This window comes from Amycolatopsis sp. NPDC041971, assembly GCF_055588925.1.
In genome coordinates, this window is record NZ_JBVJCE010000001.1 from 471,012 (window position 1) to 483,238 (window position 12,227).

The 12,227-nt window shown below is 68.5% G+C and carries 12 protein-coding genes; 1 reads left to right on the top strand and 11 read right to left on the bottom strand.

Going from position 1 to position 12,227, the window contains the following annotated elements; translation table 11 throughout:
• Window positions 1–137 precede the first annotated feature (137 nt).
• On the top strand, window positions 138–413 hold the full coding sequence (locus ACZ6DT_RS02380) for a helix-turn-helix domain-containing protein (RefSeq protein WP_465587426.1): 276 nt from the start codon (window positions 138–140) through the stop codon (window positions 411–413).
• Here the strand turns inward: ACZ6DT_RS02380 and ACZ6DT_RS02385 are convergent.
• The 11 genes from ACZ6DT_RS02385 to ACZ6DT_RS02435 all read right to left on the bottom strand — a co-directional run bounded on the left by ACZ6DT_RS02385 (window position 410) and on the right by ACZ6DT_RS02435 (window position 12,045).
• On the bottom strand, window positions 410–985 hold the full coding sequence (locus tag ACZ6DT_RS02385) for an EndoU domain-containing protein (RefSeq protein ID WP_465587429.1): 576 nt from the start codon (window positions 983–985) through the stop codon (window positions 410–412). The two genes, ACZ6DT_RS02380 and ACZ6DT_RS02385, sit on opposite strands and share 4 nt — an antisense overlap.
• Before the next feature lie 76 nt (window positions 986–1,061).
• Complete coding sequence (locus ACZ6DT_RS02390; RefSeq protein WP_465587432.1) at window positions 1,062–2,309, bottom strand: hypothetical protein; 1,248 nt, start codon at window positions 2,307–2,309, stop codon at window positions 1,062–1,064.
• The gene (locus ACZ6DT_RS02395; RefSeq protein WP_465587435.1) at window positions 2,303–2,908 is read right to left on the bottom strand and encodes an ABC transporter ATP-binding protein; all 606 of its coding nucleotides are present in this window, start codon (window positions 2,906–2,908) and stop codon (window positions 2,303–2,305) included. The genes ACZ6DT_RS02390 and ACZ6DT_RS02395 overlap by 7 nt, the downstream gene beginning before the upstream one ends.
• Window positions 2,905–3,801 (bottom strand): LLM class F420-dependent oxidoreductase, encoded by an 897-nt coding sequence (locus ACZ6DT_RS02400; RefSeq protein ID WP_465587438.1) that lies wholly within the window; start codon window positions 3,799–3,801, stop codon window positions 2,905–2,907. The genes ACZ6DT_RS02395 and ACZ6DT_RS02400 overlap by 4 nt, the downstream gene beginning before the upstream one ends.
• Before the next feature lie 84 nt (window positions 3,802–3,885).
• Complete coding sequence (locus ACZ6DT_RS02405; RefSeq protein WP_465587441.1) at window positions 3,886–5,709, bottom strand: phosphoenolpyruvate carboxykinase (GTP); 1,824 nt, start codon at window positions 5,707–5,709, stop codon at window positions 3,886–3,888.
• Between the two features lie 396 nt (window positions 5,710–6,105).
• On the bottom strand, window positions 6,106–6,828 hold the full coding sequence (locus ACZ6DT_RS02410; protein ID WP_465587444.1) for a DUF6802 family protein: 723 nt from the start codon (window positions 6,826–6,828) through the stop codon (window positions 6,106–6,108).
• Between the two features lie 91 nt (window positions 6,829–6,919).
• The gene (locus ACZ6DT_RS02415) at window positions 6,920–8,755 is read right to left on the bottom strand and encodes a dynamin family protein (protein WP_465587447.1); all 1,836 of its coding nucleotides are present in this window, start codon (window positions 8,753–8,755) and stop codon (window positions 6,920–6,922) included.
• Window positions 8,752–9,237 (bottom strand): nucleotide exchange factor GrpE, encoded by a 486-nt coding sequence (gene grpE, locus ACZ6DT_RS02420; protein WP_465587450.1) that lies wholly within the window; start codon window positions 9,235–9,237, stop codon window positions 8,752–8,754. Before grpE ends, ACZ6DT_RS02415 begins: the two co-directional genes overlap by 4 nt.
• Before the next feature lie 39 nt (window positions 9,238–9,276).
• Complete coding sequence (locus tag ACZ6DT_RS02425; protein ID WP_465587453.1) at window positions 9,277–9,933, bottom strand: TetR/AcrR family transcriptional regulator; 657 nt, start codon at window positions 9,931–9,933, stop codon at window positions 9,277–9,279.
• A complete protein-coding gene (locus tag ACZ6DT_RS02430) occupies window positions 9,930–10,409 on the bottom strand; it encodes a YqeB family protein (protein WP_465587456.1) in 480 nt (159 codons plus the stop codon). The genes ACZ6DT_RS02425 and ACZ6DT_RS02430 overlap by 4 nt, the downstream gene beginning before the upstream one ends.
• Window positions 10,410–10,521: 112 nt before the next feature.
• Window positions 10,522–12,045: a dynamin family protein gene (locus ACZ6DT_RS02435; protein WP_465588786.1), complete on the bottom strand. Its 1,524-nt coding sequence runs from the start codon at window positions 12,043–12,045 to the stop codon at window positions 10,522–10,524.
• Window positions 12,046–12,227: the final 182 nt, after the last annotated feature.

The following is a 12,227-nucleotide window of genomic DNA, read 5'->3' on the forward strand; positions in this document are numbered from 1 at the left end:
GTGCCTGTTGCGTGTGGGGTTTTGTGGTGGGGGGTGGTTTTTTTCTCCCCCCCCCCCCCCCCCCCCCCCCCCCCCCCCCCCCCCCCCCCACTCCCCACCGCGACCCCTACTCCCAAATCCGGTATTAGTATCGCCTCATGGTGCGAGTGCCGTTGACGGACGAGGAACGCGAACGCGGCGAGCGGCTGGGGCGGGCGCTCCGGGACGCGCGCGCGTCGGCGTCGCGGAGCATGGTCGAGGTCGCCGCGGAGGCCGGGATCTCGGTGGAGACGCTTCGCAAGATCGAGACCGGCCGGATCCCGACGCCCGCCTTCTTCACGGTGATGGCGATCGCGGACGCCGTCGGGCTGCCGCTGGACATGCTGCGAGCGGCGGCCGAGGGCGGCACCGAAGAGGTCGCCGAAGCGAGTTAGGGGCGCAGCGCGGCCAGGGCGTGAGCCCGGTCGTTCAGGTAGAGGAAGCCGTCGATCGGCAGGGCGAAACTGTTCAGCAGGCTTTCCAGGGTGGCGTATTCGTCCACGCCGAGCCGCAGGTTCTCCTTCATCGCGTGTGCGACGAGGACGTCGGCCAGTTCTTCCCACTCGCCCGACCAGTGCAGCGTGCGGTAGAAGGCCAGGACGTCCGGCGCGATCCGGTCGCCGATCTGGTCGAGCAGGCTGTCGCCGAAGAAGCTGATGCGGCCGGCGGAGAGGTCGGCGACGGTCGGGTTCGCCGGGTCGGCCGCGGTGTCGGGATTGCGGACCACGCCGGGGCCCGCCACCGGATAGCCCGTTTTGACGTGGCCGTTGTCCTCGACCAGCACGATCAGATGCACGCCGTAACGCTCGCCGGCACAGCGCCAGCGGCCGTTGTGCATTCTGACGCGGGGTTCGCTCGGATCGTTCGCGACGTCCTTGACGACCGCGATGATCTGCTCGTCGGTCCAGCCCGCGGGGAACTCGCTGGTCGCCCGCCGTCCCTTTCCCGGTGCGTGCCCGCCGCCCACTCGTGCTCCTTTCGTCGCATCGAGGGTAACCCGCGTTCGGAGTATTCGGATGATCCGAACGCGGGAACGGGTGACCTCAGGCCAGCACGCTGAGCAAGACGGCACCGACGGCCAGCACGTCCACGCCTCGCAGGGCCTGGAAGCCGGCGGCCCCACCGCCGACGTCGTAGTTCATCGGCGGCCGGGTCGCCGTCCGCAGCGCGGCGACCACGGCGAGCGGGATCGCGAGCCACACCGGCCAGGCCGGGGTCACCCCGAGGGTCAGCGTCACCAGGCCGAGCAGCGCTCCCCAGCCGAGGCCGAGCAGGGCGAGCACCAGGCCGTTGACCAGCCGCAACTCCCAGTCGGACGCGCCGAGCCACCGCCTGCGGCCGGGATTGCGCCACAGCTCGCCGAGCCCGCCGACGAACGGTACGAGCGCCGCGTACGCGCCGAGCGCGAACAGCGGCACCACCGGGACGGCCGGGAAGGCCAGGTGCCCGAGACCGACCAGGCACGCGATCACCACGCCGGCCGCCGCGTAGCGCAGCCGGCCGAGCACGCCCGCCCACGCGAGCCGCAGTGTCGTCGGACGCCGCAGCGTCAGCCACGGCACCGGCTTCGATTCCGGGATCAGCAGCATGGGATCCATGAAGACCGCGGCCATCGCCCGCAGGAGCCGCGCGTTCCAGCCGTCGACGAGTTCCCGGCGCCCGACCCCGGACATCGGCTCGCCGCCGAAGGCCACCGCGACCGCCACCACGAAAAGCGCTCCGGCCAGCACCATGATCGCGATCGGACCCAGCCCCGCGGCCGCCGTCGCCAGACCGGTCAGCGCGAGCACGACCGGCCCCGCCGTTTCCCCGCGGATCGCCGTCCGCCGGGCGGTGACGGCGGCCAGGATCGCGCCGGAGACGGTCAACGCCGACATCGCGATCCAGACGTCCTTCGACCCGCCACCGATCGCGGTGACCAGCGCCCCGGTATAGCCGACCACGACGACCAGCCCGGACCAGAGCGTCCACATCCGCTTCACGACGACACGGCGCCTGTCGACGCGGGCGAAGTCCATCCAGGTCAGCGCCGCCGGCTCGGCCCAGACGAAGCCGCGGCGGAGCAGACCGCGCCAGAACATCGCGCACAGCACCACCAGCAGGCCGAACATCGCCGGGAAGTCCACAACGGACTGTCCAAAAAGGAAATCGCGGAGTTTCGGCAGGTTCTGGAAGGCGGTGAACAGCGCGCCGAAGCCGAACAGTGCCAGGAAGGTCTGGTAGTCCCCGTCGAACAGGCCGCCGAATCGCTGTCGTCCCGGGACCTGTGTGGGGGCTTTCGTGATCACCACAACTCGAGTGTGGAGTCGGCCGCTTCGAGCAGCGGGGGATGGTGCGTGGCCACGACGACGGCCGCTCCGGCGCCGGTCGAACGCTTGATCAACGACGTCAGCCATTCCTTCCCGGCGACGTCGAGCGCCCGTTCGGGCTCGTCGAGCAGCAGGACGTCGTGCGGCCGCGCGGTCGCGCCGAGCAGCAGCAGGCGACGGCGTTGCCCGGCGGAGAACTTGCCCGCGGTGACCTTCGCGCGTTCCGAGAGGCCCGCGTCCGCCAGCAACGCGTCGAAATCGCCGAGATCGGTCCCGAACGAGCCCTCCAGCAGTTCGAGATGTTGGAGCGGGGTCAGTTCGGCGAAGAAATCGGAGTCGTCGAACAACACGGAAACCTTGCGACGGAAGGAGAAATCGCGTTCGTCGGGTTTCCCACCCGCGACGACGACGCGTCCCCGTTGCGGGGTCTGCGTTCCGTACAGACACCGCAACAGGGTCGATTTCCCCACCCCGTTGGGGCCGACGATGACCGCGCATTCGCCCGCCTCGACCTCGAAGTCGAGGCCGTCGAACAACCAGTGCTCCCCGGCTTGGACACCGAGCCCGCGTACGTCGATCATTTGTCGCGCAACACCTCGATGACCGGTGCGAGCGCGTCCATGTTGTGCTCCAGCACGGTGAAGTAGGTGAACCCGAACCGTTCGCGATGCGCCAGGATCTGTTCGGCGATCTGCTCGTGCGTGCCGACCAGCGCCGTCGGCGATTCGGCGAGCTGCTCGACGGTGAGCGAGCCATCGAGCAGATTCCGTACCCGTTCCAAGCCCGCCCGCCGGTCGTCACCGACTTCGACGAAATGCGAGATGATGTTGAATTCGGCGTCCCGGCCCTTCAGTTTCCCGCGGACGAAGTTCACCCGCTCTTCGATTCCGTCCGCGTCGTCGGCCACGAGCGGGCTGCCGTCGGGAGCGGCCGCCGTTCCGGTGAAACCGATGATGTCGGCGTGTTCGGCGGCGAGGGTGAGCAACCGGTCGCCGCGACCGGCGATCATCATCGGTGGGCCCGGTTTCTGCACCGTTTCCGGTTTGTGCCGTTCGTCTGCGTAAAGGCGCTTGAGTTCCTTGATGGTGTGCTCGAGATGGTCGACGCGTTTCCCCGCTCTCGGGAACTCCATTCCCGCCGCCTCGAACTCCGACTTCACGTTCCCGGCGCCGAGACCGAGTTCCAGCCTGCCTTCGGTGAACCGGTCCGTACCGGTGACGTCGCGGGCGAGCAGTGCGGGATTGCGGAACGCTGTGTTGATGACGAAGGTGTTGAGCCGCACCCGGTTCGTCACCTCGGCGGCGAGTACGAGTGCCGGGAACGGCGGCGCCATCCGCAGATGGTCGGCGACGCCGACGACGTCGAATCCGAGATCTTCGGCCTTCCGGCATTTCTCGGCCCAGGCCCGACGGCCGTCCGGGACGATCATGGCGACGCCGAACCTGAACGGCTTGTGCTTCCCGCCAGTGCTCATGCGGCCACGGTACCGAGCGCGAAAGAAGAAGGCCTCATCCTCGGGAATGACTCCGAGGATGAGGCCTTCCGCCGTTCAGGGCGATCAGCCGAGACGCTGCTTGAGCCCGTCCAGCTCGTCACGCAGCGAAGCCGGGACCTTGTCGCCGATCTTCGCGAACCACTCCTCGATGAGCGGCAGTTCCCGGCGCCACTCGTCGGCGGAGACGTCCAGCGCGGCCTGGATGTCGGCCAGCGGCTCCTTGAGGCCCTCGGTGTCGAGGTCCTCGGCGTTCGGCACGAAGCCGACCGGGGTCTCGTTCGCGTTGCCCTTGCCCTCGACGCGGTCGATGACCCACTTCAGGATGCGCGAGTTCTCACCGAAGCCCGGCCACAGGAAACGGCCGTCGTCGCCACGGCGGAACCAGTTGACGTAGAAGATCTTCGGCAGCTTGTCCGCGTCGGCGTTCTTGCCGAGGTCCAGCCAGTGCTTGAAGTAGTCACCGGCGTGGTAGCCGAGGAACGGCAGCATGGCCATCGGGTCGCGGCGCACGTTGCCGACCGCGCCGGCGGCGGCCGCGGTGGTCTCCGACGACATGGTGGCGCCCATGAACACGCCGTGCTGCCAGTCGCGGGCCTCGTTCACCAGCGGGACCGTGGTCTTGCGGCGGCCACCGAACAGGATCGCCGAGATCGGCACGCCCCGCGGGTCGTCCCACTCGGGCGCGAGGATCGGGCACTGCGACATCGGCGTGCAGTAGCGCGAGTTCGGGTGCGCGGCCTTCTCTTCCGACTCCGGCGTCCAATCCTGCTTCTTCCAGGAGGTGGCGTGCGCGGGCTTGTCGCCCATGCCCTCCCACCAGACGTCGCCGTCGTCGGTGAGCGCGACGTTCGTGTACACCGTGTTGCCCTTTTCGATGGTGCGCATCGCGTTGGGGTTGGTGTGCCAGTCGGTGCCGGGCGCGACGCCGAAGAAGCCGAACTCGGGGTTCACCGCGTACAGGCGGCCGTCCTCGCCGAACCGCATCCACGCGATGTCGTCGCCGAGGGTCTCGGCGCGCCAGCCGGGGATGGTCGGCTGCAGCATGGCGAGGTTGGTCTTGCCGCAGGCGCTCGGGAACGCCGCCGCGACGTAGTGGACCTTGTCCTCGGGGGAGATCAGCTTGAGGATCAGCATGTGCTCGGCCAGCCAGCCTTCGTCGCGGGCGATGACCGAGCCGATGCGCAGCGAGTAGCACTTCTTGCCCAGCAGCGAGTTGCCGCCGTAGCCGGAGCCGTAGCTCCAGATCTCACGGGTCTCGGGGAAGTGCGAGATGTACTTGGTGGTGTTGCACGGCCAGGAGACGTCCTCCTGACCCGGCTCCAGCGGCGCGCCGACGGAGTGCAGCGCGGGGACGAACTCGCGTTCGGTGCCGTCCTCGGTGACGAACTTGTCCAGCGCGGCCTTGCCGGCGCGGGTCATCACGCGCATGGAGGCGACGACATAGGCGAAGTCGGTGATCTCGATGCCGAGCTTGGGGTCTTCGGCGTCGAGGGGGCCCATGCAGAAGGGGATCACGTACATCGTGCGACCGCGCATGCATCCGCGGTACAGCTCGGTCATCGTGGCCTTCATCTCGGCCGGGTCCATCCAGTGGTTGGTCGGACCGGCGTCGTCTTCGTTCTCCGAACAGATGAAGGTGCGCTCTTCGACGCGGGCGACGTCATTCGGGTCGGAAGCGGCCCAGTACGAGCTGGGCTTCGCGTCGAGCTGCACGAACGTGCCGGCGGAGACCAGTTCGGCGTTGATCCGCGCGGCCTCTTCGTCGGACCCGTCGACCCACACCACGCGGTCCGGAGTGGTCAGTTCGGCGACCTCTCGGACCCAGGACAGCACGCCACTGTGCGTCGTCGGCGCATTTTCCAGTCCGGGGATGGCGACTGCGGTCATCTCTACTCCTGACTTCCGACGGCAGAAGCCCACACCGGGAACGACGCTGTTCCGATGCGGGCTTCGATGCCGGCGACCGAATGGCTTCGCACACCGGCGGGAAGACCGGTGTGCGGGTTTTGGGATTCCCCGAGAGTAGCCGGATGACCGGCAGGTAACCGAGAGCTGACCTGTCGGTTCTCTCACAAGAACGATAAGGGAATCGATTCAGTATCACCGGAATGGGCCATCCGCGGAAATTCTTCCGGTGATCGACGGCACGGTCGCAGGGCGAATCGGACATGAGAAAGCCCGGCACGAGGACTCGTACCGGGCTGTTCTGTGACCAGGATTACACGAATTCGCCCATCGAAATGGCCTAGACCATTCCAGCGGTGGTTCAGGCCATTTTCGAAATCAGTTGAGGCTGATCCATTGACCGGTCGAAGAATCGATCTTCGCCACGCCTTCGAGTGTTTCGGTGCCCGCGCCGCCCCACGCCGCGTCACCCGCCGGGTCGCCCTCGACGGCTGCCGGAGCGCTCGCGAAGGCCGAGCCGATGTCGTTGTTGACCACACCACTGCCGACCTCGGTCCACTGTCCGGGCCCGGTGTGCTCGTAGGTCTTGGAGTTGCCGGAGGCGTCGGTCTCCACCGCGATGTCGGCGTTGCCGTCGCCGTCCTTGTCGGTGAAGGCGATCGTACGGCCGTCCTCCGTCTGGACGACGGCGGTGTCGGGAGTTCCGTCACCGTCGGTGTCGATCGTCGGGGGGCCGATCTCGACGTCGCCGCTGGGCATGTCGGCGTGCATGGTGCCGCTGGTGCCCGCGTCGGAATCACCGTCGTCGCTACCGCCACCGGCCTCGACCCAGGCACCGGACGCCTCGTCGTAGACGGCTTCCTGGACGACCTTGCCGTTCTCGTCCAGCACCGCGTACTGGTCGGCCTCGCCGTCGCCGTCGGTGTCGACGAACGCCTGGCCGGTGCCGTCTTCGTGCTGGATGACCGCGGCGTCGTTCACGCCGTCCTTGTCGAGGTCGTAGTTGAGCTCGGCCTGGTACTCCTCGCCGTCAACGTGGACCGTGACCGCCTCCGTGGAGCCCGCCTCGGTGTCCGTGCCGCCGCTCTCGTCGACCCACATGGGATAACCCCCTCGTTGACCTGCTGGTGTGTCGAAGCTTATGACTCACCGTAGGCCGGTTCGGTTCCGGTCCACAACAGGACCACCCTGGTCAGGCGTCGCGCAGTGACCGGATGCGACCGAGCAGTGCCTCAGCGCGATCACGACCGTCCGAGACGTCCTTCAGGCGCTTCGCGACGGCCGAGATCTTCTTCGCCCGTTCCTGCGCGCCCATCTTGATCGTCTTGTCGACTTCCTTCAGCTCCGCCTCGATCGCGTCGATGCGGCGGCCGAGGGCTTCGTCGAGCGCCATCGACAGCTGCTGTTCGGCCTCGATCAGCTGCTCCGCGACGAGCTGGTCCAGTGTGGAACGCGCGTCCGCGATCGCCTCGACCAGCCACTGCTTCATGTGCTGCTTGTCCGACGCGTGTTTGCGGGTGCGCGCCATCCACCAGCCGGCGCCGAGGCCGATGATGATCGTGGCGGGCAGGATCACCGGGTTCAGAATCGCGACACCCGCCAGCGGCAGCGCGGCGACCTTCCCGGCGCCGAGACCGCCTGAAACACCCATGAAGATGAGCAGTTTGTCCTCGGCCGTCGGCGGTTTCTTGTCCGGCGGGCGCAGCACGACCGGCGGACCGCCCGCCCTGGCGAACTGGCTGCGGATGATGTCGAGCTCTTCGGCCGAGAAAAGCTCCGAAAGCGCGACGTTGGTGACCTGGTTGAGCCGCTGCGAGAGCAGCATGGAGATCCGCTGTGACGTCGTCTGCAAAGCGATGTCTACCTGCTGGGGAAGCGCGGCGAGAGCGTCCCGTTTGGCGCCGTCGATCTGCTGCCGGAAATGCGTCGACGCGTCGCGCATCTGCCTGCTGGTCTCGTGTCCGACCTCGACGCGGGTCCGCTGGATCTCCGCGCGCAGTTTCAGCTGCCAGCCCCGCGTCGACGAGCGCCGTTCGGCGGTCAGGTCGTCGCGGCGCTGGCGCAGCTGTTCCGCCTCGGCCTCACCGGCGGAAAGCGCGCGGCTTTCCGCCCGCGACTTCGCCTTGAGCTCGCCGAGAGCGCTCGACAGCGCGCGCAACGTGTTGGCTTCGCCCAGCATCGCCGAGCGGCCGACCAGCTTCTCCTGCAACGCGCCCTGCAACGCGGCGATCCCGGCCTTTTCCCGCAGCATCATGGCCATCTGCTCGTTCGGGGCCTTGGCCGCCGTCTCGAACATCCGGGCGGACACCGGGTGGAACACCGCGTCGGCGAACCGGGGAGCGTACTCGGCGAGCAGCCGCCGGTCGGCTTCGAGGACCTCGCGCCAGCCACGGAACTGATCGGTCTTGGTCAGCGCGAACAACACGGTTTCGACGCGCTCGCCCATGTCCTGGAGGAAGTGCAGTTCCTGCGCGGTGAACGGCGAGGAGGCGTCGACGACGAACAGCAGCGCGGTGGCGCCCGCGGCGGCCTCCTTCGCCAGGTCACCGTGCATCGAGTCGAGCCCGCCGACGCCAGGGGTATCCACGATGGACACCCGTTCGAGCAGCGGGACCGGACCGGAGACCTCGACGTAACGCGGCGGGAGCTGCCCTTCCGGCAGTTCGTGCGCGGCCGACACCCAGTGGATCAGATCGTTGAGGTTGATCGGCACCGGCGCCAGCTGGCCGGGATAGCAGGCCTGCGCGGACCACTGCTGGGCGTGCTCGAAGACGAGATATGTCGCCGTGGCGACGTCGGCGTCCACAGGGGACAGTCCCGGCATGGACAGGAGGGCGTTCACGAGCGAGCTCTTACCGCGGTTGGTCTCGCCCACCACCACGACCGACGGCTTCTTCGGCCGCGTCTTCCGGATCTCCTCGACCCATTTCGCGGCCTGAGGATCGGCTTCGCGGACGACGGCGAGCAGCTGTTCGCGCGTGCTCTTCACGACCGCCGGCAGATTGGCGGCCGCGCTCGGAGCGGTCACTGGGCCTTCTTCGCGTAGACGATGACGATCGGCGCGCGCAGGACCCGGTCGTGATCGGCGAACCCGACGACCTCGGTCTCCGCGACCAGCCCTTCGAGCGCCGGATCCTCGGTCGCGGCCGCGCCGCCGGCCTCGTGCACGGCGGGGTCGAACCGCTCACCGTCCGGGCGCAGGGCACGGACACCGATCCCGGCGAGCCCGTGTTCCAGCCGCTCGACGACGCCGCCGCTGCGGGCGCGATCGAGGGCGTACAGGCAGAGCTGGATCAGCGCCTGCCGGTCGGCGAGAGCCTGTTCGAGGTCGGCCGGACCCGTGGTCGTGGACTCCACATCGGTCTTCGACGCGGCTTCGACGGCCACGGTTCCCTCGGACGGCGAAGTCACGCCATCCGCTTCGGCGATGATCGCCGCCGAGATCTGGCCGGTCGGCACCTCGTCCGGGTCCACCTCGTCGACCGCCTTCTTGCGCAGCCAAGCACCCACCCGAATCGACCCCCGTAACTGGTGTCCCGGGCCTGCCGATCAGCCCGGGGAGATTTCACCAGTGTCGGCCACCAACCCCTCGCCCGGGGGCGAAATCGGCAGAACGGGACGAAGGAATCTGGTGATCAGCTCCTTCATCACCGCGAGTTCCGCCTTCGGATCGAGGTCCGGCTCCAGAATCACGCGTGAAAGCGGCGCGTCGACCAACGCGACCAGCCAGCTCGCCACGGTCTTCGGGTCGAGTCCGGGGTCGATCCGGCCCGCTTCCATCGCCCGCGTCACGAGGTCGATGAGCCCGTTACGCAGGGCGCGGTCGTTGCCCTGGACGAGCCTGGCCAGATCGGCGTCACGGGAGCACTGCGCGGCGACCTCGAGGACCAGCTTGGCCGCGGCAGGATGCAGAAGTTGGCCGGACACATGGGTGATGACCTGGAGGATTGCCTCCCACTCGTCCTCGATCTCGTCGGCGGCCGCGAGCAGAGCCGCGGTCTCGTCGCCGTCCTGCTCGAAGATGCCGACGAACACCGCGCGTTTGTTCGGGAAGTAGTGGAACAGACTGCCGGTGCTGATCCCCGCGGCGCGGCAGATCTCCGCCGTCGTCGTCTTCTCGAAGCCCTTCATCGCGAAACAGCCCGCCGCGGCGTCGAGGATGGCGAGGCGTTTCGCCTCGTGCTTGACCGGATCGACCGTCCTCATTTCACCGCCGGCGGCTCGGCGTGCCACGGATAGCCGTGGTCGATGAAGGCCTTCGCGACGGCTTTGCGGTCGATGTCGGCCTTCTGCCGCACCAGTTCCCGGCCGTCGGCGGCGAGCAGGACCAGCTCCTTGCCATCGAGGAAGACGGCCTCGAGTCGTGCTTCGTAGGCGCGGCTGCGTCCCTTGGCGGTCAGCGTGATGCGGGCCGGCGTCACCTTGACGATCAGCCGTTCGTGCGCCCAGACCGCGGCTATGAACAGGCCGAGGGCCAGGCCGACGCCGATCCCGGTGACCACGCCCCATGGCCGCGGCATGTCCGAGACGAGCTGGAAGGGGCCCTTGAACGGGACCCAGCTCAGGGATGCCACCCAGCCCGAAACCGACTGGAGGAACCAGCCGAGGGCGGCGCCCACCAGTGGACAGCCGAGCCAGGAGGCCGTGCGCAGCCACTGTGGCTCGTCGACGATCGTTTCCATGCGCTCATTATTAGACCGAGCACTCGGTTTATCAATCTTGGGGTGCGTTTCGTCCTCTGAATGCGGTAGTTGCGCGTGCAAGGACCGCATCCAGAGGACGAAATGCGGGAGGTCAGTCGCGGATCTGCTGCCAGATGAGGAAGTACGCCCGGTGCACGACGTGCGCGACGCGGCTCTGGGCGGGCGTCGCACCGAAGGACGCGAAGGAACGCCACCAGCCCGCGCGTTCCAGGGCGTGGGCCGCCAGCTCGGCACGCGGAGCGCCCGGTTTGCCGAGCTGGGCGCCGATGTCGGCGTTGCTGCCGACCCGCAGGACCTCCTCGGACAGATCCTCGGGCATGTCGACCGCGCCGGAAGCGACCAGCGTGAGCGCTTCGAGCAGCCGGAGCTGGTGTGCCTCGGGCTTGGCGAGCAGGACCTCGATCGCGTCGTGAACGCGCTGCCGTTCGGACGGGTCGCCGGAGGCGTGGGCCAGCGCGGTGACCGAAGCCAGTGCGGCGGCGGCCTTGATGCCGTCGGCGCGGGCGGCGAAGACGATGCTCAGCCGCTGGCGGACGGCTTCGAGCCCGGAGGCGTCGAGCAGCTTCCGCCGCAGCGAGCCCGCCGTGATCTCGGGCTCCTCGCGGATCGCCTCGACGGCGTACCGGACGCCGAACAGGTCCAGTTTCTCCAGCAGCCGCAGCCGGGTGCCCGCCGCGACGTCGCATTCCCAGCTGGTGAAGATGTCCGCCGAGATCAGCATGGTCTCGAGGATGTCGTCGTCCATCTCGGCCAGCTGGCGCAGCGCCTCGGCGTCGGGGGAGGTGAAGCCGCCGGACTCGGCCGATTCGGCGATCAGCCCGATCACCGGCAGCACGTCCGCGACGCGGGGCTTCAGCGTCGCGGCCTGCTTCTCCGACAGGAGCGTGGCGGCCTTCCACACGTCGCCGCCCGAACCTTCGACCGATTCCGGCGCGATGGTGTCCGCCTTGTTGAGCACCGCGATCGCGTTGACCGGACCCGCCTCACGGCTCGCGGTCGCGGCGGTGAACGCGGCCAAGGCCTGCTGGTCGTCGGCGCGTACGCCCTGCGTGACCACGTAAAGCACGGCCTCGGCACCCGCGACGGCGCTGCGCGAGGTGTCGTCCAGCTCGTCGGAGCCTTCTTCTTCGTCCTCGTCACCGTCGGGCTTGCGGTGCTTCGCCGCGCCCAGCAGCTCCTCGGTCCGCGACACCGAAGCGGCGTCGAGCGAGCCGAGGCCGGGAGTGTCGATGACGGTCATGCCCTGCAGGACCGCGTTGGTGAGGTACGCCTCGATATGCGAGACCTTGTCGATGTCGATGCCCAGTTCGGCCGGGATCATCCCGTCGGCGGAGAAGGGCAGCACCTGTTTGCGGCCGTCGCCGAAGACGATCTCGACGCGGTCGACGGTGCCGTACTGGAACCTGGTCACCAGCCGGGTGCACTCGCCGACGTCGGTCGGCGCGACCCGGCGCCCGATCAGGGCGTTGACCAGGGTGGACTTACCCGATTTGATCCGGCCTGCGACGGCGACCTGCAGCGGTCCGCCCAGCCGGCGCAGCACCTCGGCGAAGCCGGCGGCGGTCCGCGCGGACACCTGCGGTTGCAGGCGATGGCAGAGGTTGGCCACCGACATCGACAGCGGACCGGCGAGCCGTCCCTGCTCCGAAGGTGACGTCACGGCGCCCTGCCCCTCCCAGTCGTCGAGCCTGCCGAGGAGAATCGTGCCATGCCGCTCATCCTCGGGTCGCACCGAAGGTGGTACCGGCGACCGACGCGCGAGCGGCACCGGCCGACATAGTGTTACCAGGTGCGACG

What these genes read in the sequence shown, in the direction of transcription:
- ACZ6DT_RS02380 (WP_465587426.1), top strand. Translation starts at nt 138, where the DNA reads ATGGTGCGAGTGCCGTTGACGGACGAGGAACGCGAACGCGGCGAGCGG.
- ACZ6DT_RS02395 (WP_465587435.1), bottom strand. Translation starts at nt 2,908, where the DNA reads ATGATCGACGTACGCGGGCTCGGTGTCCAAGCCGGGGAGCACTGGTTG.
- ACZ6DT_RS02400 (WP_465587438.1), bottom strand. Translation starts at nt 3,801, where the DNA reads ATGAGCACTGGCGGGAAGCACAAGCCGTTCAGGTTCGGCGTCGCCATG.
- ACZ6DT_RS02405 (WP_465587441.1), bottom strand. Translation starts at nt 5,709, where the DNA reads ATGACCGCAGTCGCCATCCCCGGACTGGAAAATGCGCCGACGACGCAC.
- ACZ6DT_RS02410 (WP_465587444.1), bottom strand. Translation starts at nt 6,828, where the DNA reads ATGTGGGTCGACGAGAGCGGCGGCACGGACACCGAGGCGGGCTCCACG.
- ACZ6DT_RS02425 (WP_465587453.1), bottom strand. Translation starts at nt 9,933, where the DNA reads ATGAGGACGGTCGATCCGGTCAAGCACGAGGCGAAACGCCTCGCCATC.
- ACZ6DT_RS02430 (WP_465587456.1), bottom strand. Translation starts at nt 10,409, where the DNA reads ATGGAAACGATCGTCGACGAGCCACAGTGGCTGCGCACGGCCTCCTGG.
- ACZ6DT_RS02435 (WP_465588786.1), bottom strand. Translation starts at nt 12,045, where the DNA reads ATGTCGGTGGCCAACCTCTGCCATCGCCTGCAACCGCAGGTGTCCGCG.